25 protein-coding genes are annotated in these 25,792 nt (G+C 56.6%); 12 read left to right on the forward strand and 13 right to left on the reverse strand.

Translation table 11 applies throughout. From position 1 onward, the window contains the following. Positions 1-47: 47 nt before the first annotated feature. From OHL23_RS15645 to OHL23_RS15660, 4 genes are all read right to left on the reverse strand, one after another. Entirely contained in the window at positions 48-1,004 is a 957-nt protein-coding gene (locus OHL23_RS15645; protein ID WP_263352843.1) for a hypothetical protein, read from the reverse strand. Further along, a complete protein-coding gene (gene leuS, locus OHL23_RS15650; RefSeq protein ID WP_263352844.1) occupies positions 1,004-3,502 on the reverse strand; it encodes a leucine--tRNA ligase in 2,499 nt (832 codons plus the stop codon). Before leuS ends, OHL23_RS15645 begins: the two co-directional genes overlap by 1 nt. A gap of 66 nt (positions 3,503-3,568) precedes the next feature. Continuing rightward, positions 3,569-4,423: a hypothetical protein gene (locus tag OHL23_RS15655; protein WP_263352845.1), complete on the reverse strand. Its 855-nt coding sequence runs from the start codon at positions 4,421-4,423 to the stop codon at positions 3,569-3,571. A 551-nt stretch (positions 4,424-4,974) separates the two neighbouring features. Further along, entirely contained in the window at positions 4,975-5,268 is a 294-nt protein-coding gene (locus tag OHL23_RS15660; RefSeq protein ID WP_263352846.1) for a hypothetical protein, read from the reverse strand. 112 nt (positions 5,269-5,380) lie between these two features. Here OHL23_RS15660 and OHL23_RS15665 point away from each other — a divergent pair, with 112 nt between their 5' ends. Together OHL23_RS15665 and OHL23_RS15670 are read left to right on the forward strand one after the other, a co-directional pair. Beyond that, positions 5,381-6,340, forward strand: coding sequence for an IS1595 family transposase (locus OHL23_RS15665; protein WP_263352847.1), 960 nt, complete (start codon positions 5,381-5,383; stop codon positions 6,338-6,340). 98 nt (positions 6,341-6,438) lie between these two features. Next, entirely contained in the window at positions 6,439-6,693 is a 255-nt protein-coding gene (locus OHL23_RS15670) for a hypothetical protein (RefSeq protein WP_263352848.1), read from the forward strand. A 425-nt stretch (positions 6,694-7,118) separates the two neighbouring features. Here OHL23_RS15670 and OHL23_RS15675 read toward each other — a convergent pair whose 3' ends face one another. Then, complete coding sequence (locus tag OHL23_RS15675) at positions 7,119-7,334, reverse strand: helix-turn-helix transcriptional regulator (protein ID WP_263352849.1); 216 nt, start codon at positions 7,332-7,334, stop codon at positions 7,119-7,121. Between the two features lie 76 nt (positions 7,335-7,410). On the opposite strand from OHL23_RS15675, the gene OHL23_RS15680 reads away from it, so the two are divergent. Further along, on the forward strand, positions 7,411-7,923 hold the full coding sequence (locus OHL23_RS15680; RefSeq protein WP_263352850.1) for a hypothetical protein: 513 nt from the start codon (positions 7,411-7,413) through the stop codon (positions 7,921-7,923). Positions 7,924-8,275: 352 nt separating this feature from the next. Here OHL23_RS15680 and OHL23_RS15685 read toward each other — a convergent pair whose 3' ends face one another. After that, on the reverse strand, positions 8,276-8,578 hold the full coding sequence (locus OHL23_RS15685) for a hypothetical protein (protein WP_263352851.1): 303 nt from the start codon (positions 8,576-8,578) through the stop codon (positions 8,276-8,278). Positions 8,579-8,808: 230 nt separating this feature from the next. Between OHL23_RS15685 and OHL23_RS28880 the strand changes: the two genes are divergently transcribed. Next, entirely contained in the window at positions 8,809-9,039 is a 231-nt protein-coding gene (locus OHL23_RS28880; protein ID WP_396127367.1) for a helix-turn-helix domain-containing protein, read from the forward strand. Positions 9,040-10,009: 970 nt separating this feature from the next. Here the strand turns inward: OHL23_RS28880 and OHL23_RS15690 are convergent. Continuing rightward, complete coding sequence (locus OHL23_RS15690; RefSeq protein ID WP_263352852.1) at positions 10,010-10,888, reverse strand: deoxyribonuclease IV; 879 nt, start codon at positions 10,886-10,888, stop codon at positions 10,010-10,012. Positions 10,889-10,985: 97 nt separating this feature from the next. Between OHL23_RS15690 and nagA the strand changes: the two genes are divergently transcribed. The 3 genes from nagA to OHL23_RS15705 all read left to right on the forward strand — a co-directional run bounded on the left by nagA (position 10,986) and on the right by OHL23_RS15705 (position 15,539). Beyond that, complete coding sequence (gene nagA / locus OHL23_RS15695) at positions 10,986-12,176, forward strand: N-acetylglucosamine-6-phosphate deacetylase (protein ID WP_263352853.1); 1,191 nt, start codon at positions 10,986-10,988, stop codon at positions 12,174-12,176. 544 nt (positions 12,177-12,720) lie between these two features. Then, positions 12,721-13,254: a hypothetical protein gene (locus OHL23_RS15700; protein ID WP_263352854.1), complete on the forward strand. Its 534-nt coding sequence runs from the start codon at positions 12,721-12,723 to the stop codon at positions 13,252-13,254. A gap of 515 nt (positions 13,255-13,769) precedes the next feature. Continuing rightward, a complete protein-coding gene (locus tag OHL23_RS15705) occupies positions 13,770-15,539 on the forward strand; it encodes a purine-nucleoside phosphorylase (RefSeq protein WP_263352855.1) in 1,770 nt (589 codons plus the stop codon). 316 nt (positions 15,540-15,855) lie between these two features. Here OHL23_RS15705 and OHL23_RS15710 read toward each other — a convergent pair whose 3' ends face one another. Both OHL23_RS15710 and OHL23_RS15715 read right to left on the reverse strand, forming a co-directional pair. Next, on the reverse strand, positions 15,856-16,428 hold the full coding sequence (locus OHL23_RS15710) for a hypothetical protein (RefSeq protein WP_263352856.1): 573 nt from the start codon (positions 16,426-16,428) through the stop codon (positions 15,856-15,858). Between the two features lie 390 nt (positions 16,429-16,818). Further along, the gene (locus OHL23_RS15715; RefSeq protein ID WP_263352857.1) at positions 16,819-17,364 is read right to left on the reverse strand and encodes a hypothetical protein; all 546 of its coding nucleotides are present in this window, start codon (positions 17,362-17,364) and stop codon (positions 16,819-16,821) included. 190 nt (positions 17,365-17,554) lie between these two features. Between OHL23_RS15715 and OHL23_RS15720 the strand changes: the two genes are divergently transcribed. From OHL23_RS15720 to OHL23_RS15730, 3 genes are read left to right on the forward strand one after another with little or no spacing between them, the layout of a single operon-like run. Further along, entirely contained in the window at positions 17,555-18,316 is a 762-nt protein-coding gene (locus OHL23_RS15720; protein WP_263352858.1) for a long-chain fatty aldehyde decarbonylase, read from the forward strand. Then, a complete protein-coding gene (locus OHL23_RS15725; RefSeq protein WP_263352859.1) occupies positions 18,292-19,434 on the forward strand; it encodes a hypothetical protein in 1,143 nt (380 codons plus the stop codon). The genes OHL23_RS15720 and OHL23_RS15725 overlap by 25 nt, the downstream gene beginning before the upstream one ends. A 16-nt stretch (positions 19,435-19,450) precedes the next feature. Further along, on the forward strand, positions 19,451-20,182 hold the full coding sequence (locus OHL23_RS15730) for a metallophosphoesterase family protein (RefSeq protein WP_263352860.1): 732 nt from the start codon (positions 19,451-19,453) through the stop codon (positions 20,180-20,182). A gap of 10 nt (positions 20,183-20,192) precedes the next feature. Here the strand turns inward: OHL23_RS15730 and OHL23_RS15735 are convergent, their stop codons facing one another. From OHL23_RS15735 to OHL23_RS15750, 4 genes are all read right to left on the reverse strand, one after another. After that, complete coding sequence (locus tag OHL23_RS15735) at positions 20,193-21,161, reverse strand: N-acetylglucosamine kinase (RefSeq protein ID WP_263352861.1); 969 nt, start codon at positions 21,159-21,161, stop codon at positions 20,193-20,195. 55 nt (positions 21,162-21,216) lie between these two features. Then, complete coding sequence (locus tag OHL23_RS15740; protein WP_263352862.1) at positions 21,217-22,554, reverse strand: alkaline phosphatase family protein; 1,338 nt, start codon at positions 22,552-22,554, stop codon at positions 21,217-21,219. An 88-nt stretch (positions 22,555-22,642) separates the two neighbouring features. Then, on the reverse strand, positions 22,643-22,993 hold the full coding sequence (locus OHL23_RS15745; RefSeq protein ID WP_263352863.1) for an ArsR/SmtB family transcription factor: 351 nt from the start codon (positions 22,991-22,993) through the stop codon (positions 22,643-22,645). Continuing rightward, a complete protein-coding gene (locus OHL23_RS15750; protein WP_263352864.1) occupies positions 22,974-23,426 on the reverse strand; it encodes an SRPBCC family protein in 453 nt (150 codons plus the stop codon). Before OHL23_RS15750 ends, OHL23_RS15745 begins: the two co-directional genes overlap by 20 nt. A gap of 277 nt (positions 23,427-23,703) precedes the next feature. Between OHL23_RS15750 and OHL23_RS15755 the strand changes: the two genes are divergently transcribed. Together OHL23_RS15755 and OHL23_RS15760 are read left to right on the forward strand one after the other, a co-directional pair. Continuing rightward, a complete protein-coding gene (locus OHL23_RS15755) occupies positions 23,704-25,482 on the forward strand; it encodes an HAD-IIIC family phosphatase (RefSeq protein ID WP_263352865.1) in 1,779 nt (592 codons plus the stop codon). Next, positions 25,475-25,717 (forward strand): acyl carrier protein, encoded by a 243-nt coding sequence (locus OHL23_RS15760; protein WP_263352866.1) that lies wholly within the window; start codon positions 25,475-25,477, stop codon positions 25,715-25,717. Before OHL23_RS15755 ends, OHL23_RS15760 begins: the two co-directional genes overlap by 8 nt. Positions 25,718-25,792: the final 75 nt, after the last annotated feature.

Here is a 25,792-nt window from a genome sequence, read left to right on the forward strand (position 1 = left end):
ACCGGAACAGGGTGTTTCACCTCCCACATTTGGCGATGGAACACCCTTCAGGACCGCGCTCCGCGATAATGCCGCCAAAGCGCCGAAAAGCTTCTCAACCGCACCACATGGAAGAAGTCGTTGCCGATGAGAAATCCGACAAAGACCAGCACATACACCACGTGCAGCGCATCCGGCCCAAATTCATCTGCGAACGGCAGCGGCGCAGCCGAAAAGACCATATCCAGCACAATCAGCATGATCTTCACAATCGCCAGCACCAGGTTCACCTCCAGCAATTTGCCCGAAAGCTCGCTGCCCAGACTGAAACCCCGCGCCAAAGCCCGAAAAGCCGCCCCCGGCCGCAAGTCGCCCTCCAGAAACAGCAGCAGCGGAGCCACAGTCAGCGTCCAGCTCACCAGCGCCCAGAGAATGAATATCCCCAGCGAAAGAAAGATCAGCCAGCACAGATAGCCCACCAGATCCGGCTGCGCGCCAATCGTAATGTGCGTCGCAGAAGCCCACCCCACTCCGCGATACCAGAGCCAAAGGCAGCCAATCAGAACGACCATCCAGAGCCCTTGCAACCCAATCAACCCCGGCAACGCCCAAAATACGGACATCCTGGGTCGACCCGCCGCAGCCTCCAGAGCCTGCATCCGCGCCAGCACCAGCATGCGCCCCAGCCCCGAAACAACCGCCCAGCCAACCACCCCCGCCGGCAGCAGCCATCGCAACTCCGACGCCACAGCAGGCTCATACCGCGCCACAGCATCCGCCAGAATCACCGAAGACAGCCAAGGATTCTGCCAATCCAGCCGGTCCAGACCTACCGACGCCGGCGGAATCTCCACCAGAATCCGTTGCACCTGCACCCACACCACCGCCAGAAATGGCACGCCGAACAGCCATCGCCACGCCACCTCGATCACGGTCAGCGACGGATGCGCCCACACAAACCCCATGTGGCTCACCAGCGACTGCGTTGCGCGAAGTTTCCCCGTTTCCTGCGGAACCGAAGGCACTACTTCACCACCAGATTCACCAGCTTGCCGGGCACAATGATGATCTTCACCGGCGTCTTGCCCGCCAGCCATTCGATGATCTTCTCGTGCGCCAGCGCCGCAGCCTCAATCGTCGGATTGTCCGCGTCCGCCGCCACGCGAATCACCGCGCGAAGCTTCCCGTTGATCTGCACAGGAATCTCGATCTCATCCTCTTTGGCCAACGCCGCGTCGGAAACCGGCCAGGGCTTGCGCAATATCTCACCCTCGCCGCCAAGTTCAACCCACAACTCCGCCGCAAGAAACGGCGCAAACGGCGCAAGCATCAGCACCAGCGACCTCAACAGCTCCGCCACCACCGCGGGCGGAACCTCACCCGACGCCATCGCGCCCTCCGCGGCAACCAGCTCATTCACCAGCGACATGATCGCTGCGATGCTGGTGTTGAAATGCCACCGTCCTGCAAAATCGAGCGTGACCTTGGCAATCGTCTGATGCAGCTTCCGCAAAAGCGCCAGCGAAACACCCTCGGGCGCAGCAACCGAATCCGAATTCGCCTTCGAAGCAACGGGCGCAAAGCGCGTGACAATGCGGAAGACGCGGCCCAGAAAGCGGCTGATCCCCGCAACCCCATCCTCCTGCCAATCCAGGTCGCGATCCGGCGGAGCAGCAAAGAGCGCGTACATGCGCGCAGCGTCCGCCCCATACCGCGCCACCATCTCGTCCGGAGAAACCACATTCCCCCGCGACTTCGACATCTTCGCGCCGTCCTTGATCACCATCCCCTGCGAAAACTGCCGCGTAGTCGGTTCATCGTTGACGATCAGTCCCAGATCCCGCATCACTTTCGTCCAGAATCGCGAGTAGATCAGATGCAGAATCGCGTGCTCCACCCCGCCGATATACTGATCGATCGGAAACCAGTAATTCGCAATCTCAGACGAAAACGGCGCGCTGGAATTCTTCGCGTCCGTGTAGCGATAGAAGTACCAGCTCGAATCGACAAAGGTATCCATCGTGTCTGTCTCGCGCGTCGCAGGGCCGCCGCACTTCGGACAAGTCGTATTCAGAAACTCCGGCACCCGCGAGAGCGGCGAACCGCCCTGCTGCGTAATCTCGATCTGCTCCGGCAACAGCACCGGCAACTGATCGTCCGGCACCGGAACCAGCCCATGCTCCGGGCAGTTCACCATCGGAATCGGCGTACCCCAATACCTCTGGCGGCTCACGCCCCAGTCCCGCAGCCGGAATGTTACCTTCGCCTCGCCAAAACCACCCTTCACCGCAGCCTGCTGCAGCTTCTTCTGCGCCTCACCGCAAATCAGGCCGTCGTACTGGCCTGAATTCACGAGAACGCCCACCTCCGAAACGAAAGGCAGCTCTGACTCGTCCTCCGACTCGCCAACCGGGCGAATCACCCGTCGAATCTCCACGCCATACTTCGTAGCAAACTCAAAGTCCCGCTCATCATGCCCCGGCACGCTCATAATCGCGCCCGTCCCGTACTCCATCAGGACATAATTCGCCACCCAGATCGGCACCCGCTCGCCGTTATAAGGATTAATCGCATAGTGCCCGAGAAACACGCCATGCTTCTCGACTGCACCCAGATCGCCTGCTTCGCGAGCCGTCTTCTGCTTGTCGATCATCGCGCTGATCTCGCGCTCCAACGCGACATTGCCGGCCGTCAGCGCCGGAACTAGCGGATGCTCCGGCGCAAGCTGCACGCTGGTCGCGCCAAAGATCGTGTCCACCCGCGTCGTGAACACGCGAATCTTCTCGCCGCCGCCTTCTACAGTGAAATCAACCTCAGTGCCCTCGCTGCGCCCGATCCAGTTGCGCTGCATCGTGCGCACCTTCTCCGGCCAGCCCGGCAACTTGTCCAGACCGTCCAGCAACTCTTGCGCATACTCCGTAATCCGGTAAAACCACTGCTCCAGATTGCGCTGCTCGACAATGTTGTCCTCATGCCGCCAGCAGCAGCCGTCGATCACCTGCTCATTGGCCAGCACCGTCGCGCACAGCGAGCACCAGTTCACCTTGGACTGCTTCCGGTACGCCAGCCCGCGCTCGTACATCCGCAAAAAGAACCACTGATTCCAGCGGTAATAATCCGGCAGACAAGTCGTGATTTCGTTGGCCCAGTCGTATCCCAGGCCAAGCCGCAGCATCTGCCGCTTCATTGCGGCAATGTTCTGCAGCGTCCATTCGCGCGGAGGCGTGTTGTTCTTGAGCGCGGCGTTCTCCGCCGGCAGGCCAAAGGCATCCCAGCCCATGGGATGCAGCACGTTATACCCCTGCATCCACATGTACCGGGCCAGCGCATCGCCGATCGAATAGTTGCGCACGTGCCCCATATGCAGTTGCCCGCTGGGGTAGGGCAGCATCTCGAGAACGTAGTATTTCGGCTTGCTCGTGTCCGTTTCAGCCGCGTACAGAGCAGGATTCGCCGCCCACTTCGCCTGCCATTTTGGTTCAATCGTCGCCGGGTCGTACCGAAGTTCTTTTTCTTCCGCCATAAGGCTTTAGTTTATATGGAACCCCGCGCCGATCAACCAACCCCTTAATCCAATCAATGCGATCCATCACTGAGCGCAAGGCACCTCATGCAACTCCTCGGTCACAATCTCATAGCCTTCAGGCGGTTGAAATGTCGCGGCATCCGGCTCACTCTGACTCAGCTCCGTCAGCTCCCTCGTCCTCTTGCCCATGCGCGGGTCATCCGTTACCTGCCGGACAGCCAATCCGAGGGGCTGTGCCGTCCACACTTCCATGGTTCGCACCAGCGGAGCGTCGTTCCCGATAGCGCCAACCGGTATCGTGTGCGTAGTCCGGGTTCCCTTGGCCGCTACACCTTGAATCGTCTGCGTGCCCAGATCTTCCTGTAAGGTTTCATCGGCAGAAGCTCCTGGCCGTGCCGGCAAGGACTCGCCAATCCTGCTACCTCCGATTTCAATAAGCGTTGTTGCCGTCCCGGTTGGCCGCTCCGATGGCGCGATTCCAGCCGTCCCCTGCGGCAGCCCCGAGGTCCAGCATGTCGAACCTGTCTGTCCCGTCTGGCGCGGAGGCATTGGCTGCACTGTGGCGCTTTTGCCGGGAACCGTCCAGCTGATATTCGTCCGTGCTACCGGATCGAAGACATGAAATGAGGTGTGTTCCGGCGCCTGTCCCGTAGCCGGAGTAAAGGTCGCGTTCAAGCGCCGCCGCTCCGAATCTACCGCAATCGTCTCCATGGACTCGCGTGTAATCGTCGTCCCATTGGCCAGGGTCTGCACCGACGTTGTCTTGAACTTAGCCGTGTAAGGCTGACGCACATGCTGCACCGCGCCTATCCCAAGACCGGTTCCCAGACCAATCCCGGTCCCACTCTGGCCGAAAACCGGCATCCCTAGACACACGACCGCACAAACTCCCAGCATTCCCACCCTGGCGATTCGCATAACTCCAACCCCCAGCCGACAAATGGAAGAACGCAATCAGTCTGTCACCAGATAACTCGCGATGCAAGTTAGTTATCTAAAATTTTGGCAATAATTACGCTGACTAACCCACGTCCCAACCCCGCGCGGCAAAGAAAACCGGAAAAGCAAACTGCCCCTCTCCGGTTCTTGTTCAATGCTACCGAATAGATTGGCGCTATTGAGACGGATTCAACCAGCGCCACTCCTCTTCGGAAATTGTGAATACAGCTTGTCCGCATTCGGCGCAGACTTCTATTTTGTGGAATGTTAAAGGTGGCGCGGCACCAATGGCGCGACCTTCATATTGATCCGAGAATAATTGGAGTTCTGTATATCGGATGCGCTGCTTAGGTGAAGAACAAGAACATGCCATTTTGCGATCTTCCTTTCTAAATTAGGTTTAGGCTAAACTGAGAGCATAAAGTAGAAAACCGCCCCTGCCAGGGCGGTCCTCGGGTTCGATACTCACACGCGAATCATCGCATGGAGTGTTCCCGAAATGCAAGATAATTGCGAATCTGAGTCAATGCTTAGTTTGGTCTATCAGTTTTTGGTAAGTCTCGAAGAAGCGCTTCAAAATAAGCCTGTTCTCCGATTGTCTCCAATGCCTTCCATAGCCCCGAATGCCCCTCTCGCGCCGCCGGTTCAAGAAGAGCCGTTGCAACCTTCCCCTTCAACTGTTCTGCGCTAATCATTCCGTTCTGCTCGATTACTAAAGCGTAGACAGAGTTCTCTATTGTTTGATCTTCGATTTTTGTGATGATGCGCCGGATTACTTCCCTAAGCTGCTCGTACAGCGCGGCCTTTTGCTGTTCGTCGGTCATTCCGCATATTTCCTCTGAATTCCACAATTATAGTCTGCACAAATCGCATGTGACACCTTGACTAACCCAATCACTTCGGCTATTCTGGGTTAGTCAAGGTGACGAAATGTACATGCCCCAAACATTGACGGAAGCGGTTCGCTACTACCAAGACGAGCAAACCTGCATTGACACCGTGGCCGCTTTGCGCTGGCCAGACGGGAAACCTGTGTGCCCGAAGTGTGGCGTTGCCGAAGGGGAGCGAAAGCACTATTGGCTGGATACTCAGAAACGCTGGAAATGCTATTTCTGCCGCAAACAGTTCTCCGTCAAGGTGGACAGTGTTTTTGAGGATTCCCCTCTTGGACTCGACATTTGGCTAGTTGCGCTATGGATGCTATGCAACTGTAAGAACGGAGTAAGCAGCTACGAGATTGCGAGAGAGACAGGCATAGCGCAGAAATCCGCTTGGCATCTCCTGCACCGGCTTCGCTATGGACTCCAGTCCGAAGACGGCGGCAAGCTCGGATCGGGCGGAAAGATTGTCGAAGTAGACGAGTCTTTCATAGGCGGTAAAGCCCGCAACATGCACCCTACCAAGCGCAAAAAGGCGATGGAGTACCGTCACAAGGGTAAGACGGTCGTGATGGGGTTCCTAGAGCGCGGCGGCAAGGTTCGTACCGAAGTCATCGAAGATCGGGATAAGAAGACGCTGCACGGAAAAATTAAACAACATATAGAACCCGGCGCAAGGATCATGACTGATGAGTTAGTAGCCTATTTCGGCTTGGATGAAGACTACGCGCACAAGGTCATCAACCACGCAGAGGAATACGTTCGGGGCCATATCCACACGAATTCGATGGAGAATTACTGGAGCCTAGTCAAACGCCAGCTAAACGGCACATACATTTCCGTCGAACCGTTTCATTTGTTCCGCTATCTCGACGAACAGACTTTCCGGTACAACCATCGCTCCACAAAAGAACACCCCGTCAGCAATGCCGATAGATTCGCTCTTGCCTTATCGCAGATCGCGGGAAAGCGGCTACAGTTCAAAGAATTGACCGGCAAGGTGGATGGGTCATTCTGAGGGCGCAAGGAAGCAGAATCGCGGCAAGCGGAAGCGTTAGGCTTCCGCTTTTTTGCGCTCTATAATTGCGCGAAATTCATTTCAGATCGGAGAACATAATGGATGATTCAAAGCTAGAAGAGTTACGAACCATTCACAGGGAACTAGCGCGATTGATCGGCAATCACCAAGAAGCAATCGAAGGATTTGCTATCGTGATTGCCGCTCTTCGGAAGACATTGCAGGGTGATCCAACTCTTTCAGAAAAATATGAGGCGAATTTTCAAGTCCTACAAGCCGACGAATCCTCTCGACCCACGCCTCAACAGGCTGGGATGGTTCAGGGGATACTAAGAAACTTGTCTGAGTGGTAGGAGATTCGAAGTCCGTTTGCATTTTGGCAAAACTCCGTGCGATGATGTCGCTACAGAGATATGCCACACCGGAAACCCGCCCTGGCAGGCGGGTTTTCTATTTGTCGCTAGTATATCGTTACTCGCGATGTAGCAGGCGATTCCGTTTACAGACTCCGCACGTCCCGCCTTCCTTGGCGCAGTGTTTGCAATATTTGCAATTCTTACAAGCGTTGCAGGGATCGTTCCCATAACAAGTTGCAAAGTAGGCATCCGCTGAAAGAGTCACGCAAAGAGCCAACATGACCACAAGGGGCCACACCCGGAGAGTTCGTCGCATATCTCACCTCGGAAGGTAGGGTGCGAGAATACTACTCCCGATTCAGGAAATGCATGAGAGGAATTATCTGGCCAGAATTATGCGCCGTGGATGCGCTTTTCTGGTCTTAGAAACCCCGAAACATCTCTTCCAACTTCATTTCTAGAGCTTGGGCAATCGCATACAACGTATCGATCCGAGCGGCTACCGCTCCATTTTCAATCTGACTCAAGTGTGCTCGTCCAATCTCCGCCATGTCGGCAAGCTGTGTCTGAGACAGGCCGCGCTTTTCCCGCAGGTCACTGAGGCGACGACCAAGCCGGACGGGGAAAGAGATTGCCATTCCCCATGTTTTCTGGTAAGTTCGCCCATACTGTTCGGTTTACCGAACAATGAAATTCCCAAAAAAGGTCGCACTTATGAATCGCGTCGCGGTCATTGCGCTGCTCGCCCTATGCCCTTTTGCGGTTGCTCAAGCTCCGCAACTCCATAGCGGCTCTACCGTCTTCATCGAACCGATGGATGGATACGAAACCTACCTCGCCGCAGCAATCATGAAAAAGCATGTGCCAGTGATTGTGGTGACAGACAAAGAAAAGGCGGATTTCGTGATTACCAGCACCGTCTCACACAAAGAGAATTCGCAGCCGGGAGTTGTGATTAACAACCGCGTATCCGCTAACACTGGGAGCAACAACGGCAATAATGACGCTTGGAACAAGGGATGGGATTCCGGTAGCGGTTACGCTGCGCAGCGCGCTGCATTGGGACATACTATTGCTAGCATCTCAGTGGTAGACGCCAAAACATCTCAGATCGTATTTGCCCACTCAGCCGGAAGTTTCCACGCTAATCAGGTACAGAAGACGGCTGAGGATTGCGCCAAGCGCCTGAAGGACTTTATCGACAAATCCGAAAAGCCCAAGAAATAGACGTAATGATCCGTTACGCTGGCTTGGCTGGGCTATCAGCCGGAACGTATTTGAATTTCCTATGCTTAGAGACTCTTTCCGGCGCGGCGTTCGCTAGACGATGTTGCATCTCCGCGCGGGGTACGGATACCAACTTGGAGAGCGCTTCGGAGAATCCTTTAGGCGTGGTCGCGGGCTTTTCTGCCATGCCTAATACTTTACCACTTGCAAAATTTTCTGGAAATGGGGCATACTGCTGGAAGTGCCTATGACGGCACCCCGTTCTGAATCGAACAGAGTACCGTCAGGCCACAGTAGAGGAAAAGGGGCATCACTAGCGCCTCCTTTCTATTGGGTTCACCTCCGTCACTTTTCAGGGCGATTCGGTAGGCCGGTCCCAACCCCGTTGCGTAGAACCCCGCCGAATGCGGGGTTTTGCTTTTTGCAACTCTATATCCGATAAATAAGCCTTCCAGTAATGCCTTCCGTCAATCTCTACGGTGTAGTCCCGCAGTTTCCATCTCGACAGCGCATTGGTGACAACCTGGGAACCAGTTACCACCCCTGCCTTCTGAAGCTCCGCTCTGACCTCTCGTGGCAGCATCCCGGCGTTGCCGCTGGCCATCACGATTTCCTTCACCACCTCTATGATCTTCGCCCGCTCCTCGCGCTCCATTCTCACTCGCACTGGCTGCGATGTAGAATTGCTTTCCTCAGCTTCCAGAACACCGTGCAAAGATCTTAGGAGCCGATCAATATGCTCCAGTTTTGTCCTCAACGCTTGCCGCTCAGTATGAAGGGTCTTCAGCCTTTCCTGCACTGCGCTTTTGAACTCTTGCCCTTCCATGTCTCCAATATAACCACGTTATAACTACGCTAATGCGCATATCGTCCTCCGTGTCGGCAATGGCAGACCGAAAGCGCAGTCTTTCGATCCAAGAGCAGATCGGCAAAGCTGTTCGCAAAGCGCGGGGGTTGAATAGAAAGCAATCAGACGTCGCCCGCAAGGCTGGCATCACACGCTCTTATTTAAGCGATATTGAGAATGGGAAAGTTGATGTATCTGTATTTGTTCTCTATCTGATAGCTAAAGCTATTGGGACCACGCTCTCGGAGCTTTTGAGGGACGTGGGTTAGTCAGCGTAATTATTGCCAAAATTTTCCTGGGGTTTCAGATCTAAGCCAGCAATTCCGGCGGGCATGTAAGAAGCATTCAGCACGCATCCATAACCAACGCGTAGGTAGACGCATCGGTATGCGTGGGCCAACCAACCCAGGCCGGAACGGCCACATAAAGAACCACACCAGACGCGAGCGTATCGCGATTGGACGGAGAACAGCAGCTCAAAAATCTATCTTTGCGCTAATTTGTGTCAGTCTTGTGTCGAATGAATTCAGAGTTCTTGCAGGTCGCAGTCACAACAAGTTAGGTAAATTCAAATGCCCCAACTGCGCACCCTATATTTTGGATTTGAAACGGAAAGGAGAATCTTCGATCCCGGTGCGGACTTACCGATGTCGAACATCTCCAGGACGAATCGCGGTATTGGCGGCAACCACGGCCATCGGATGCACTGTATGGATTTCCCTGGGCCGGGCAAATACCGGCGGCGCCGGATAGCACTGCGCGCAGAAGACCCCATATCTGCTGCGGTGCGCGTGGTTCTCACAAATGTAGTTCTCGCAGGCAAATGAGCATTCAAAGTACCCCGAGCACTTGTGGAGTGGGGTACCCGGAGGGCTGCAACCTTGTCCGTGGTGCATGCAGGAAGCCATTTCACGCCTCACTTTCCACTACGCAGTCAGCGTATCACTCTTTTGGGGTATTCGGCTAACTTAGGTCACAGATTTTTTATTACCAATCGAGTATACGTATTCATCCCGCAGAACAGGTGCCCGTAGCTGTCCGCTATGTTCGAGACATGGCATATGGCCCCATGAACAAAGGGTCCCGGCGCGGTCTCGCTACCTGGACTACCCTTCAAAAACGATCCGTGCCAGCCGGGTTCAGAGGCCCATCCCTTCCAATAACTTGCGGCGTAGACCGGCCCTGCGCCTGTAACTTAAGACTCTCAGTAACCACAATATAGTTACCTAAGTGCAGGATTTATTCCACTAGGCTTTTGAGTACACGAACATTACGCTCATCATCGCCCGGCTCATCCACCGGAGTCTCGGCAATAAAAGCGCAGTGACCAAAGCGTTCGTCGTTCAGCAGCCTGCGAAACGGCTCGACCCCAATCGTTCCCTGTCCAATATTCTCGTGCCTATCCAGCTTTGACCCGCGCGCAGCCTTGGCGTCATTGCAATGCCAGACGCGCACCGATGCAAGTCCCATCGTCGCTTCGATCTGGGCGACCGTCGCCTCGTATCCTTCCGGCGAAACAATGTCATAACCAGCCACGTGCGTATGGCAGGTGTCGAGGCAAACGCCAACCGGCGCCGTCGCCCGCAGCCGTTCCACCAGTTCTGCCACCTGCTCAAAACTGCCGCCAAGCGAGAACTCCGCTCCTGCTGTGTTCTCAATCAGTATGTGGAAGCCCGTTCCCTGCCACGCCAGCCCGTCAATAGCCCTGGTGATCGACTCTGCGGCAAGCACCAGCCCCTCTTCGCGCGTCATTCCCTTCCACGAGCCGGGATGCAGCACCAGGTACTCGGCGCCAAGTTGCAGCGCGCGTTCAATCTCCCCGCGAAATGCCGCGATGCTCTTCTGTCGCACCTCTTCATTCTGGCTGCACACGTTGACCAGATAGCTGGTATGAATCACCAGCGGTCCAACGTCGTATTTGGCGCGCAGTTCCCGCATGCGCTCGCACTGCTCCGGTGCAACCTTGGGAGCCCTCCACATGCGCGGGCTGGAAGAAAAAATCTGGAATGTGTTGGCCCCAATCTCGCGGGCGCGTTCCACCGCTGTTGAGGCTCCGCCGCCCGTTCCAAGGTGAATCCCAATTCGTCGAATACCGATGTTTTTGTCCGTAGAATGCATAAAGGTTAGTCTAAACCGGCACAATCCCGTGCGGAACCCGCGCGAAATCAGACCGCCGCAGTGGACTGAGCAGCAGCCCGCCTGCGATGATTTCGCCATGCGAACTGTAATCACCGCTGCCCGCCTCTGGGATGGCTCCGCCCTGATTCTCAACCCCATTCTGGAGATCGCCGACGGTCGAATCGAGTCCATCCGGTCTCAATCCGAAGGCGAAATTCCCGCCGGAGCATCCCATAAGGATTTCCCCGGCACAACGCTGGCTCCGGCATTTCTCGATGTGCATATCCACGGCGCAGCCGGCCACGACGTGATGGAAGCTACGCCCGAAGCGCTGGCGAAGGTCAGCGGATTCCTGGCCTCGCGCGGTACGGGCAATTTCCTCGCCACCACCGTGACCGCTCCGATTGACACGACACTGCGTTCGCTCGAAGGGCTGTCCAAACGGATCGACGATGCCAAAGGCGCGGATTGGGCTGGCGCACGGCCCTTGGGTATCCATCTCGAAGGACCATTCCTGTCCCATGCCAAGCGTGGCGTGCATCCGCCGGCGCATTTGCTTGCGCCGGATATTGCGATCTTCGACCGATTCTACGAGGCTGCGGAAGGCAAGATCCGGCTGATGACGCTGGCTCCCGAACTGCCCGGAGCAGCCGAATTGGCGGCTCATGCGACGGCACGCGGCGTGCGCATCTCCATGGGTCACTCGAATGCGACCGCTGCGGAGACGAGGACAACGATTGCCGCCGGAGCCTGCTCGGCCACGCATACTTTCAACGCGATGCGGCAGCTCGATCATCGCGAGCCAGGCATTCTCGGCGCTGTGCTGACGACCGATTCGCTCTATGCCGAACTGATCTGCGACGGCATCCATGTCGATCCGTCGCTGGTGCCGCTTTGGTGGCGGGCGAAGGGCGGAAGCCGCGCGATTCTGGTAACCGACGCAATGTCTGCCACGGGCATGCCGGAAGGCGAGTACATGCTTGGTGGATTCGCCGTCCAGGTGGCTGACGGTCGCGCAACCTCAAAGGATTCTCCTGGCGTGCTGGCTGGAAGCGTGCTGACGCTGGACCGGGCGCTGAAAAACTTTGTCGCCTTCACCGACGCTTCTGTCGAAGAGGTGCTGCCGCTGCTCACGCGCAATCCGGCGGCGATGACAGGATTTGGCGAGGCTGCCGGGACGCTGCGCGTTGGTGGTGCGGCGGATTTGGTGGCGCTTGGTGCGGATGGCGCGCTGGTTGCTTCCATAATTGGAGGCCGGATTCAGAGTGCGTTTTCGGCTGGGAATTGAGTGTGGAACAGGTGTAGAACAAATTGTTCCACGAGGAACAATTTTGGGGCGGTTCCGGGGTCGAAAGCTGTCAAGCGGGAGTTATTGAAACTCATTTGGTTTCTGCGAGATAAGTTTGCGTTGAATTTGAGGCTTTTGTGCCTCTGATTTGAGCCTGATTTTCGCATATAGCGCTGGCGCTATATGGACCGCCAGCCCAGGTCTCAGAAACGAGACCTGGGGCACCCGAATTCGCAACCGGCACCCGCACCCGTCCAGACGATTCTCGCGAATCAGATAGCCTCATCAGGACATCAGAACTCGTACCGACGGATTGGTCGGTCGATTCACGCGATATAGGTCCGCGATGCTGATTCCTGATACGCCTCTTCCCTGCCCCCGGAGAGAGATATCGATAGGCCGGTCGATCCAACGATCCGTTCGCCTACTGGTAACGTTCGCACTGTTGATCGTCCGGCTCAGCGCCCGTGCGGCCGGACCCGAAACGCCTAACAGAGATGAAGTCGCATGGCAAGCACCAAAAAGTGAACTCATCTACGAAGGGATGGTTTCATACGGGAATTACCGTCTATTCGGCGCGGCGGAGAATGCAAAGCTCTACGCAGCTGGAGTGGAATATGACCGTGAGATCCGGCCCAATTTCCTTGGGGCGCGTCTTGACTACGTCGTGGAGTTTTTGCCGGTTCTGCTGCTATCTCAATCGGCTAAGACTGACTTCTGGGGCAACCCATTGAGCAGGGAACGAATGATCGTACCGGGCACCGGGATCACCCCGTTCGGGTTTCGACTGCTCTGGAGAGACGGAAGGCGCGTGATGCCTTACTTCGAGACAAAGGGAAGTGTGTTGGGATTCACCCAAAAGGCACTATCGTCCGACGCTACCTATGAAAACTGGAGCTTTCATCTCACAGGAGGACTCAAGCTCAAATTGCGCGGCCGCTACGATTTGCGCCTGGGAATGCTTAGCGACCTTCACTTCTCGAATGCATTTGTGGTTCGATCCAATCCGGCGCTGGATGTAATGAACGTCAACATAGGGGTCGTTTATCACCTCGGTAACTCAAGCGCAGCTCGCTAATGCGCATAACTTGGATTGTTTTCCTTGAAACCGAATCTAAAAGCATTGCTACGGTTGTCAGTACCTCAAACTGCTCTAAGTCCGCCGCCTCTGCAGGTCTCAAAACGAGACCTGGGGCAACCTCATTGCCTCTTGTCCAGACCTGCGCCACCCGCCATAATCTCAAGTGTCCATTTGAGAATCTTAGTTGCCTACTGTATTTTAGGAGCCTCCTTGGAGGATTCAAATATTCAGATCGACAATGCCAAGAGTGGAGAATATGTGACAAGAAGAAGAAACTCTGGTGACAATTCTCCTCAGCGAAATCACAAAAATCGCATATATGATGACGACGACAATCAGCGCTAAATGTGAACAGGTTAGCGCATTCGTGCGAGGCTCGTCGCGACGTAAGAAGCTCTTTCCCTAAGACGGAACTGTCTTCGGAGATGCTGGAGTGGGCTCAGGAATTGTGAGACCGATCGATTTACACGACCACCAGAACCAACCAACCTTACATGATTCTGGAGCCAAGCATGGTCAGGCCAAGCCGCAGTTCTTTCATAACTGTGCTCATTGCACTCTTTTTCGTTGCCGCCTCGGCAAAAGTACAGCCCCAACCCACGCTGCAACCGCTGCCAAAACCGTGGCCGATTCGGGTGGTCATTGTGGTTACCTCTCCCGAAGAGTTCGAGCTTTGGGGCGCCCGTGAACATCTGAGTGAGGCGTTCGATGTGCCGGGCGTTCCGCAACCCGTCCACGCCAATGCCGAACATACTGTGCTTGGTATCGTCAGCGGTGCCACGCTTATCAATGCCTCGGCGTCGATGATGGCCCTCGGGCTAGATCCGCGGTTCGACCTCACACACGCATACTTCATCGTCAATGGCATCGCGGGCGTCGATCCGGAAGATGCCTCCATCGGTTCGGCAGCCTGGGCCAATTTTGTGGTCGGCGACGTCATGAGCGAGATCGACATACGCGAAGCTCCAACCGGCTGGCCCTATGGTCTCTTCCCCGCCGGCTCTACTCGTCCTAGTCCAACGACGGTCGGCCCCGGATTCAACCTGTTCGCGCTCAATCCAAAGCTGGTGGCCTGGGCATTTGAGCAAACCCGGGGTCTCAAGTTACCGGACGACTCGGCCTTGGCCGCTTTTCGCGCGGCGTATAGCGGCTACCCGAACGCGCAGCGCCCGCCATTTGTGCTTCTCGGAGATGACTTTGCGTCCGACCATTACTGGCACGGTAAGATCCTGACTCAGTTCGCCAATGATTTTGTGAGGCTTTATACCGGCGGCAAGGGGAACTTTGTGATGGCGGAGATGGAGGATTCCGGTATAGTAAACGCCCTCGCGCGGCTAGACAGCATTCATCGCGTCGATATCAATCGAGTCCTGGTCCTCCGCACGGCCAGCAACTACTCGATGCAAGCTCCTGGCAGCACCGCGCTTGACTCTATCGCATCTCCGTATCCAGACGGCGGTAAATTCGCCTACCAATCCGCGTGGCTCTGCGGTAGCACCGTCCTCCACTCCATTCTCAGTCACTGGGATATAGCGTTCGAACGTAATCCCGTACTTGATGTACAAATAACTTCAGCGCAGCAGCGTGAGATGCCTGATAACGCTAAGGGGTTCAAGCATCTCCTGTTTGGAATCCTGCAAACCCCAGTGTGGCGCGGCTTCAGGCAAGTCGTACGCCATCAATCCGTAGATCGCTGGAATCTATTGGTGTTGGGTTGTATTGCTGCGATATCCATGTGGCTCATCTTCAAGAGACGCACAAATGCCGCTTCCCGAAGCGCCGATGAAAACGAAAGATCTTTGTTGGCCTCTGTCTCTGGACATCACTCAGCACATGCTGTGAATAAGATCGATGGACTTTTCTCGGAGCTTCAAATCGATACGATGAGACTCGCCAGCGATCTTCGGAAGTTTTTCAATGAACTCGCCCCAAAACCAGACACAGACTGGAACTCCGGCGATAAAACAGATCCTGATTGGCTGGCAGGTAAGATTGCGGCGCGAAGGGATCTGGTTTCACCGTGGTCTGCCAAACTGCAACAAGATTATTCAAAAGAATTTGCGCCAAGAGTAATTGATCTAATGCATCGCCTCGTTGAAGCGGATCTGGACGTCTCGGCGATTCAACCCTACGCCGCATACGTAGAAAGTGAACAGAAGATGTTGATTGTTGCCCGCGCTCTTGATGACCTAGCGGTTGAATTGAACTATCACGGAATCAACCTTCCAGACGATGACTCAGATAGCATTTCCAAATACGGAAACATGAACCTCTCTCAATAGCGGCGGACTTTTAGCACGGCGCGAACCGGTTACGCGTCAACTTGCTCTCGATATGAATCGAAGTGGAACTATATATTTAATTGCCTTGATCCGTTGGGACGCTCGTCGGGTACGAGCGTCACTTTCGTGCAATGGTCGCTGTCTTTGCAACCGTCCAACGGTCATTATGCTCATGCCAAGTAAATCCTCCTTGAGCTTTGCACATTCATCGGGTTGAAGCGGAGACCCTTGGCGGCTACCGCAACGGTGAGAAGCGGACGCTTACCTTCTATGGTTAGGCAGGAGAAAACAAAAGCAAGGGTAGACTGTTGGCCACTTATTCCGGCTTAGCGGGCAGGATGTTATTGTCCTTGGCGAACTGATACCAGTCATCGGCGAGACCTTGTTGGCCTTGCTGCAGTGTGATTTTTCCGGCGCATATCAGCTCATGGGTGCGGTTTTCAACGATGTCTTTTGTGTGGAACCCGACGACTCCGGTCTTATCGACGGGCTGGGGCCATAGGTTCGCTATGCAGTCTTTGCATCCGCCGTTTTCGAGCGAGATGAGATGGTCGCCCTCCACGGTGTCATCGCACTCTGTAACGCTGTATTCCGTACATACTTCCTTCTTCAGCTTTTCGAAGTCTTTGATGCTCGACCGGATTGGCTCGGTGCGGAAGTCCGCGGCGCAGAGGTTGCGCTCCACGCCGTCAACCATGTGCGGTGTCTTGGTCAAGTCGGCTACCGCGGCGGGGTCGGCTACGCCCGGAGTTACTTTGGGGTCTGGGAGCGGGGCAGACAGCGTCACCGAAATCTCGTGGGAACGATAGCTAGCCACTTGTGTGGAATCTGTCTGGGCGAAGCTGAAGGGCAGCAGGGCCAGGATAACCAGCGCGGATCGAAGAATCATTGTGATTTCCCCGTGAGTGTAAGTGTGCGGCAATACTACACCTTACATACATCCCGCGCAGCAGTTAGTTTTCAGGTTTTATGACTGGAGATCGCGTTGGACGAAAGATTCCCTAGCCGGTATTACAGACTGCGGAATAACTTCGAAATCTAGATGAAATCATCTCTCCGAGGCTAAAGCCTCGACTGACTCTGTTGGCTTTATGCTGGGGTTAAAATCCCAGCCTCCCTCCGAGCCAGTTTTTCTGCAGCCTGTAAAGCCGGATGATTGGCTTGACTTTATGGCGTGGCTGAAGCCACGCCCATTCAAGGCAACCACCCTATTCCGCGTTCTTTCAAGATAAACGTATTCCGCGGTCTTTTGAGACAGTCCGACTCCAGTTCAGCCGGTTTACCACGCGGTGTTCAGGTTGAGGATGAACTTCTGTCCCATCCTTGTTTCTCCGTTGGTAACACTTCTTATGGTTTGCATTTCGTCTTCTAACTCAGTGACGAAGTAGGCGCGCTTGGCCCAGGGATCGCAGACGACCGCATCTTCGTTCCATGCTCTGAAGTTGCATTGCTGGCCGAGCGCACCCTGGAGCCGTCCGGCTACCACCAGTACATGGTCTTGTTGGTAGACGCCCATCAGTTCTACCGGACGGATTCCGAGACGGGCGAGTTTGTCAAAGGCCAGGGCCGCCTGTTCCTGGCAGTTTCCTGCGAGATGTTGTGCGACCAGCAGCGCTGCGGCTTTGATGGAGGCCGCGTCGTTTAACCCATAGGTATTCAGGCCACCTTCGTTTGCCTGCATCAGGCCGGTGTCGAGCCCCTGGAAGCGTGTTTCTGTTACCTGTTCGCCGTGGATCAGGTTGCTGTAGTTCCGGTTCGAGGCGGCGATCCCGAGAGCGGTGATCTGTTGGACGACTACTTTTGCGGCGAGCAAGTTCGGGTGCATGGCAGGGCGTCTCCTGCGGAGAAGTTTACACCGGAGTTGACGTCGCACAGTCGCATTGCCGGATTGCAAGAACGCATTCCGGCGATCGAGCATCAGTCCCAGGAACCTGGTGGACGAGAAAGATGGAACCAATTCGCGGGATTTGCGTAGTGATGTGCAACAAGGGTTTATCGAGTGTTCAGGAGGACGCATGGAACCTGTCATCGGTTTGGACTGCCCGCCTGCGATGGAACGCGCTTCCCTTTCGCCAACTGCCCTTATCTGGCAAGACATTCTCGCCCAGGCTATGACCGGCGAACTGATTGCCGCGATGAATTACACCTCGTTGTCGGAGATATGTGACGATCCTGAAGAGATAGCCGAGGCGCTGGAACACGCGCAAGGGGAGCGTGGTCATGCTGCCGCCTTTGCCGCCGCGGGCCGCGGGATCGGAGTCGACGTACCGAACAATGTCGACGCGAAGCACTGGAAGCGGCTGCGCGAAGCTTTTCTGCGCTGCATTGCAGATCGCGATTTTATCGGCTGCCTGATCGTGCAGGAGATCATGCTGGAGTCCTTTGCTGTGGCAAGCTATGCGCGCGTGGGCCGAGTAGCGATGGGAAGTCTGGGCAAGACCTTTGCCGCGATTGCGGCCGAGGAAGAAGAGCACATCGACCATGCCCTGGAGATTCTCAGGCTGGAGCGGGCGCTGGACAGGAAGGGATTCGACGACAAGGTGCACCAGCTGCATCTGGAAGTGATGACTACACTTGCGGAGATGATGGCGAGGGATTGCAGGACCGGGCACTGCGAAGTGTGTCATGGAAGCTGCGTGAAGCCATCGCTCTTTGAGGTGAGTCTAAGCGCGGTTGAGCTGCGCGGAGCGTCGCTGCAGCAGTATCTGAAGACGCTCGACATGCTGGGGCTGCCCGGGGAGGTGACGCTTCGATGGGTTGCTCAGTTGCCGGTGTAGTCGCTCGCGAACGGGCTATCTCTGATGATCCTGAGGCCGTCGATTTTGCGCTGATTGGGCATCAGGAGAGTTGGAGAGCAGCCTCGGATGTGCTGGCCTTTTTGCGCGGCCCCGAGCGCACACCGCTGCCGGACGATGAGATTCGCGAGATTCTGCCGTGGATTCCGCCGCGGGCTGTTTGCCATGTCGAAGTCGGCTCTACCTGCTGCCTGGGCAACGGGATTATGCCGAAGGCTCATGTGCGCGGGCTCTATATCGACACTTTCATTCCTCCGGATCGTCTGGGCGCCGCGTACGTGCATGAGAATATTGCCCGTGTTCGAGGAGCGGCAGCGTATGCGATCCGGTCTGGTGCGAAGATCGTGAGTCTTGGTGGGTTCAGCTCCATTTTGATTGAGGGTAACTTCGACCGGCTTCCGGAATTGCGTGGGACGGTATTTACAACAGGCAATTCGCTGACGGTGGGCTTCATCGTTCAGGGCGTACGGAAGATGTGCGCACTGGAGGGCCGCGATCTTAGCGGGTCGACGCTGCTGATTGTGGGCGCGACGGGAGATGTTGGTTCAGGATGCGCGCGATGCCTGGCTCCGCTGGTGCGGCGAGTGCTGCTAAACGCACGGAACGCGGAGCGGCTGCGCAGGCTTGCTGCCGAGCTGGAGGCTGATGGCGTCGAGGTGGAATACGCAACAGATCTGCAGTTGTTCTCACGAGAGGCGGACGTCGTGGTCTGCGCGGCTAGTCTGGCGTCTCCGTCACTGCTGCTGGACCGGATAGCACCTGGGGCGATTGTTTGCGATGCCGGGTATCCGAAGAATCTGGCCGCGAGCGCGCAGATGCCGGGGGTCAAGGTTTTCTTTGGGGGTTTGGGGCAGATTTCAGGGGGGATGAACTTCGAGCCGGATTTTCGCGGGATTCTGAATCGGCATCCCTTTCCCGACGTGGTTCACGGATGCCTGCTCGAAGGGATGGCTCTGGCGCTGGAGGGCCGGTTTGAGCCCTTTTCGCAGGGTAGAGGGTTCATCACTCCGGAGCGGGTGACGGAGATTGAGATGATTTCTGCGCGGCACGGAATCCATCTTGCGCCGCTCTACAATGCCGATGGTCCATTGGGTCGATAACTTCAAGAGAGCCGGGATGCGCATTGCAATCGTCTCTGACATTCACGGCAACTCGACTGCTCTTGAGGCGGTGCTGGCGGATCTGAAGCTGACCGCGCCGGACGTGGTCTTTCACGGCGGCGATCTGGCCGATGCGGGATCAAGCCCTGCGGAGGTGGTGGATCGCGTTCGCGAGCTTGGCTGGCCGGGGGTTGTTGGCAATACCGACGAAATGCTCTTCCGGCCGGAGGCGCTGCGCGAGTTTGCGCGGAACTCTCCGGGGCTGCAAGGGATGTGGGCTGTGATTGAGGAGATGGAGGCGGCAACCCGGGAACTGCTGGGAGAAGACAGAGTCGCCTGGCTCGCCAGCCTGCCGCGCAGCCAGTTCTATGGTCCGATGGCGCTGGTCCACGCCAGTCCGGAGAGTCTTTGGCGCGCGCCTTCGCCGGAAGCCAGCGACGCGGAGCTGGAGTCAGTTTACGGGGCGCTGGGCAAACCGGTCGCCGTCTACGGGCATATTCATCAGCCATATATTCGCGGGGTTTCCGGAAGGATAATTGCGAATACGGGCAGCGTGAGTCTGTCATACGACGGGGATTGCCGCGCTGCGTATCTTTTGCTGGATGAAAATGATTCAGTCGTCAATCCGACTATCCGGCGTGTGGAGTACGACCTTGAGACAGAGCTTCGGAGACTGGCCGCGTGCGGGCTGCCGCATGTCGATTGGATTGCGAGGACGCTGAAGAGCGCTCGTCCGCAGATGCCATGAAATCTGTTACTTATGGCGTTCGTGCCACGCCCGCAGTGAGACGTTGCGCGCGCCAGATTGCGCCTTCGACCGCGACTACGCCTTGTTGCGAAAAGGGCATGTCGGGGGCCGCTTGCTTGAGGAGGTGGGTGAGGCGGGCACGCACTATCTCCATTTTCTCGAGAACGCTGCCGGTGAAGGCTACGGGGATCTCCTCGCTGAGACCGTGGCGCTGGCGGAGTTTGTGCCGGACGAGCAGGATGAACTGGGCGAGGTCTGCGGCGGCCTGAAGCAGCACGCGGGTAGCGACCTCGTCGCCCTCTTCGGCTGCGGTGGAGATGAGAGGAGCGAGGGCTGAGAAATCCGGGCCGGGGATGGCGTTGCCGAGGTTGACGAGCTCTTCGAGAGTGTGTGTGCCCCACGCGGCGCCAACGCGATCGAGAATTGTGGTGGGCTCGCCGCGGTCGTAGGCGTGCAGAGCCTGGCGGATGCCATGCAGGCCGATCCAGTAGCCGGAGCCTTCGTCACCGAGGACGGAGCTGTAGCCGCCTGCACTTTCACGCTCGCCGGAAGCGGTGCGGCCGATGCAGTTGGAGCCGGTTCCGGCGATTTGCAGGATGCCGGGGCCTCCGCGAAAGGCTGCGTCGAGCGCGATGATCTCGTCGCCCACGACCTCGGAATTCTGGATGCCGAAGTCGCGGAAGACCTGCGTGATCCATTCGCAGACGCCGGGCATGATGGCGCTGGCTACCCCGGCGGAAGCTGCGTCGACACGGCTAACTCCGGCGGCATCAAAGACATCACGCAGCAGGGCGCGGAGATTGGCTTCGGCGGCTTCCGCTCCGACGCGCAGGCGCTTGATGGAGCCTCCTCTGGCCCGGCCCAGCACGGCGTCGCCGCGTGCGATGACGGCGCGGGTGTTGGTGCCGCCGCCGTCGATTGCCAGCACGAGCGCTGCAGAATTCACACCTACGGAATCATGGGAAGCGACGAGGCTCAAGCTTGGATACTCCTTTGAGAATCGGACGGCGAGACGGATCGATTATTGCACTGGATTATTGGACCGGGTTATTGCCGTTATCGCGCAGCGTTCCTGCGAGAATGTTGAGGTCGCCGTCGGACTTGGGCGGGTTGAGGCCGAGAATGTGCGCGATCCAGGGATAAAGATTCACGTTTTCGAAGGGTGCGACGGTCTTGCCGTGGACGATATCGGGACCAACAGCGAAGAAGCTAGCCTTCATCTCAGGCATGGTGTGGGGATCGTAGCCGTGCTGGCCTGCGATGGGCGGCGAGTCCGGTTTACCCGCATCTGGCGCGTGGGCGCGGATGGCGTACGGGCCGGTAGGAACGATGACCGGGTCGCCTTCGCGAGGATTATTGCGGTAATGCAGACCTGCGGGCACGTCCTTCAGGCGGTAGACCTGGAACTTATCCGATGCCTTCTTGAGCTGGTTGTAGACTCGGACGCGATCGGCTTCGGTCTTGCCGTAGAGCAGCGGGCCGACGGTTTCAAAGCCTGTGAGGTCGGCGAACTGGTCGAGCGTGATCCACGGCCCCTCGGTTTTGGCCATTCCGTGATCGCTGACGACGGCCAGGTCAATGGGCAGCCCGGTTGCGTCCAGCGCGGCGTGCAATTTGCCGATGAGGCTGTCGACTTTGGCGACCGCCGCTTTGGTTTCGGGAGAGTCGGGGCCGTATTGATGGCCGGCGTGGTCTACATCCGAATAGTAAAGCGTGATGAAATGCGGCCGCGTTTCCTCGGGCTGTTTGAGCCACGCGAGTACCTGATCGATACGGGCGGACTCGTCAACTTTGTCGTCGAAGTGGAGGTAATCGGTGGGGAGTTCGCCGGCGATTTTGGCTTCGGAGCCGGGCCAGAAGAGGCAGGCGGAACGCATGCCCTGCTGCTCGGCGAGCGACCAGAGCGGCACGCCGCTGTACCAGGTGCCGTCCGTGACGGCCTTCGGGTCGTTGATGGCGTAGCGGGCCAGCTTGCCGTCCGTGGCTCTGGATTCGTCGTAGAAGCTGTTGGCTACGAGGCCGTTGTGTTCCGGGTAGAGGCCGGTAACGATGGCGTAGTGGTTGGGAAAAGTCAGCGACGGATAGCTGGGAATCATGCCCTGTGGCGCCCAGACGCCCTGTTTGCCGATCGCCAGCAGATGAGGTGCGCCGTATTTCTTTGCGTAATCCCAGCGGAAGGCGTCGAGCGAGACCAGGACAACGTAATGCTGTTTGATCGCCTGCGCGGAGTTTGGGCCGTGATCGGTATGAACGACGACCGGCGCGTGCGTCTCCGGTGGCATGGAAACGGCCAGCTGCTGGGCAACTGTCGCGAGCGCCAGAGCAAGCGAGGAGATCGAAACCGCAACGACATTTCTAAAACGAATCAGCAAACTCAACCCTCAATTCAAGCTTATCGCATGGCTAGCTTAATCGCATGAATTGACCTGCCGGTTGGGCGCAATGAAGTCGTGGCCGGATTCAATCCGGCTCGACGAGCGATTTCAGTCTCAAGAGTGCGTGATCCCACTCCTGGGACACGTGGTCGAGGTATTGCCGGACTTCTGCGATTGGCTCGGGATCGAGTTCGAATAGGTTTTCGCGGCCAGTGCGGACGGCATTTACGATGCCTGCGTTCTCCAGAACCCGCAGATGCTTGGTGATCGCCTGCCGCGTGATTCGGGAGCCTTCGGTGAGCTGCGAAATCGACGATCGGCGGCCGTCGCTGAGCTTTGCCAGCAGAGCCAGCCGCGTCTCATCTCCCAGCGCGGCAAAGACCGAGGCGTGCGCCTGCCGCCGGGCCGCGATGCTGCTACGACGCCTTGGCGACATGGTCCTCGATGTTCTTCATCTGCTGCTTCCAGCCGCCTTCATTTCTTTGGAAGGCTTCGAAGCGCCGATTTTCCGGGATCTTGTCGAAGCCTGATTCTGTCAGAAGCAGCAGCGTGCCGGTGGCTGTCTCTTCCAATCGGAACTCAACCAGCGTGGGTGTCTCGGTTGAGTAGTCGATATTCGGATCGACGGCGTAGGGATGCCAGGTGAAGGAAAAGAGACGTTCCGGCTCCATGGTTTGCACGGTCGCTTTCCAGGTGATGTGTTCATAGCCGGGCCAGGTGATCTTGCCGACCGCGACCTGGCCGGGGATGAATGGCCCTTCCAGCCGGACACGAAACCACTCGCCAAATTCACGGTAGTCGGTCAGCGCCCGCCAGACACGCGCAATCGGGGCTTTGAGTTCAATTCGCTTCTCGATGCGATCGCTCATGATATGCAACCTCTCAGTTGCATATTAAACAGACGCCCGCACTTGCGCAACCATTTTGTTGCATTTTATGCAATTGTAATAGGCGCTCTCATCCGATGAAGTGCGCACCCAAAATGCCCTTACATCTGGCCGCAGCCGAGTCGTGGCAATCGCGGCGGCGGAAAACGGGTATGCTATCGTTTCTGTAGAGCGGGCCATTGCAATGTTGGTCAGACGCTGGGGCCCCCGTGTTACCTCCCCAACTATGAATCTTCATTCTTATTCTCTGGACGAACTTTTGTTGAAGCGGCGCGGCCTGCGTCGCAAACTTTCTGCGCTTGACGGCTTGAAAGAGATTCGCATTGCGGTTCTGGGTGGCACAACCACCAATGAACTTGTGGATCTGCTTGAGATTCTGCTGTTAAGCAGTGGCTTTCGGCCAACCTTCCACCAATCGGAGTATGGCCGGTACTACGAAGATGCGGTGCTCGAACCTGAGTCGATTGCCGAGTTCAAGCCGGAAATTGTATATGTGCACACCTGCTCTTTGAATATTCAGAGCTTTCCTCCGGTGTCGTGCAGCGAAGAGGCTCTTCCTGGATTTGTTGACGCGGAGATGAATCGCTTTCGCGCCATCTGGCGCTCGCTGGAGGCGAATGTCGGTTGCCAGATCATCCAGAATAATTTCGAACTGCCCGCCTCGGCGCTCCTTGGCAATCTTGATGCGGTCAGTCCAGGCGGAGCTTCGCGCTTTATCACAGAATTGAATCGCGCCATTGCAGCGGAAGCCGCTGCGAATCCGAGACTGTTGATGCAGGACCTGAACGCGATTGCAGCACGTGTCGGCATGAATCAATGGTTCGATCCGGAGCGCTGGTTCAGTTATAAGGTTGCGAATTCCGTGGAAGGCTCGTTTGCGATTGCGACTTCGCTGAATTCAATGATTCAGGCCATCTATGGGCGCAGCCGTAAAGTGCTGGTGCTGGATCTCGATAACACGCTGTGGGGCGGTGTGATTGGCGACGATGGAGCGGACAAGATTGTCCTTGGGCGCGAGACACCAGTTGCCGAAGCTTACACGGCATTTCAGGAATACTGCCTGCGCCTGCGCGAGCGCGGCATATTACTTGCTGTGTGCTCCAAGAACAATGACGATATTGCGCGATCGGGCTTTGCGCATCCGGATTCGGTGCTTAAGCTCGAACATTTCTCGGCGTTCAAGGCCAACTGGGAGCCGAAGCACGAGAACATCCTTGAGATAGCGCGCGAGTTGAATCTCGGCGTGGATAGCTTTGTCTTTGTGGACGATAACCCTGCCGAGCGGGCGATTGTTGAGGCACAGATTCCGGGCATTGCGGTGCCCGAGGTTGGCAGTGATGTGGCAAAATATGCCGCGATTCTCGATGCCGGCCGCTACTTCGAACCTGTTTCGCTGGGCAAGGAAGATCTTGTTCGCGCGAAGTTATACGAAGAAAACGCGCAGCGCGCGCAGCTGGAGCAGAAGTTTGCCAATTACGGTGAGTATCTGGATTCGCTGGAGATGACGGCCGAGATCGACGTCTTCAATGCGACTTACATGGAGCGCATCGCGCAACTTACCAATAAGACCAATCAGTTCAACCTCACAACTCGCCGCTACACGCTGGCTGAGATCGAGTCCACTGTGCCGGATGGCCACCATATCGGCATCTACGGCAAGCTGACGGATCGCTTCGGAGATAACGGGCTGATTTCGATTGTACTGGGCCGTATCGATGCGGACGATGCTTCGACTCTGCATCTCGATCTTTGGCTGATGAGCTGCCGCGTTCTCAAGCGAGAGATGGAGATCGCGATGCTCGACGGCATCGCGGAGCGCGCTCGCGATCAAGGCATCGTCCGCCTGCTTGGAACTTATATTCCGACTGCGAAAAACGGTATGGTCAAGGACCACTATGAGAAGCTGGGCTTCTCGCCCGTTGCATCGAATGATACGGCGCAGGACGGGCACAACGATTCGACGACATGGTCGCTCGATATAACAAACTACCAACCACGCAGCCGCCATATCCGAATTGTGGAGAGAGTCAATGCCTGATATTTTGCCGGATATTCAAGAGACATTCCGCGACATTTTTGACGATGAGAGCCTCATCATTACACGGGAATCCAATGCTTCCACGGTCGAGGACTGGGATTCCCTGGCGCACGTCAACCTGGTTACAGCTATCGAGAAGAAGTACAAGATCAAGTTTGCGTTGGCTGAGTTGCAGTCGCTCAAGAATGTCGGCGACATGATCGACTTGATTGAGAAGAAACTCGCCGCAAAGTGAGGCTAACTTAAAAGAGACGACTTTCCTTAAGACTCCATCAGTTGTGAAAGTGCGGACAGAGTGCTGCTCAGATGA

Source organism: Acidicapsa acidisoli, from assembly GCF_025685625.1.
Lineage (GTDB): Bacteria > Acidobacteriota > Terriglobia > Terriglobales > Acidobacteriaceae > Acidicapsa > Acidicapsa acidisoli.